Here is a 620-nt window from a genome sequence, read left to right as displayed (position 1 = left end):
GTGATGCGTTCTTCAATGCTGAGTTCATGATATGACATAGGTTCACCGTACCGGATTGGTCAGGTGTTGCGCTCAGTTTTTGCCGCCGCCCCTTATAAGAGCTTCTCAATCAATTCTTGCAACACACCATTTTTCACTTGCAAATTTTATTACCAGTCGTTACTTTTTTGACAGCAACTTCATTATTTAATGCTGTCCAGCACACGCAGCCTTATAAAACATGCCATCACAAACGCACCTGTATTATTCGTGAGCCTCAGCACTTACATAAACTTTCGTGTTTCACGCGAACCACAGGGATCAGGGCAATACGTATAGGGCCGACCCGACACCCAGCCTTTTGAAAACCCTCACGGAGTCTGATCACTCTTTTGAATAGGCCATGTGCATAACCATGTTCAAAAAGGGATATACCATGAACACCAAACATCCTCGTTCGCCTTCAAGAAAAAATACAGCCTCTGACTTGATCGCCGCGGTAGAAACATTTGTCGCCGAGGGAGGCGTCATTGCAGGGCGGCGGCAAAAACTGAGCGCAACACCTGACCAATCCGGTACGGTGAACCTATGTCATATCATGAACTCAGCATTGAAGAACGCATCACGATCCAGTTTGGCCA

The 620-nt window shown here is 46.5% G+C and carries 1 pseudogene; it reads left to right on the top strand.

What is annotated here, in order from left to right:
• Positions 1-382: 382 nt before the first annotated feature.
• Positions 383-620 (top strand): annotated as a pseudogene (locus tag DW49_RS1000000133440) (hypothetical protein); the annotation flags it as partial.

The sequence above is a fragment of the Pseudomonas avellanae BPIC 631 genome (genome assembly GCF_000444135.1).
Lineage (GTDB): Bacteria > Pseudomonadota > Gammaproteobacteria > Pseudomonadales > Pseudomonadaceae > Aquipseudomonas > Aquipseudomonas avellanae.
The sequence above is the reverse complement of the archived record's forward strand: the minus strand, read 5'-3'. Positions and strand labels throughout refer to the sequence as shown.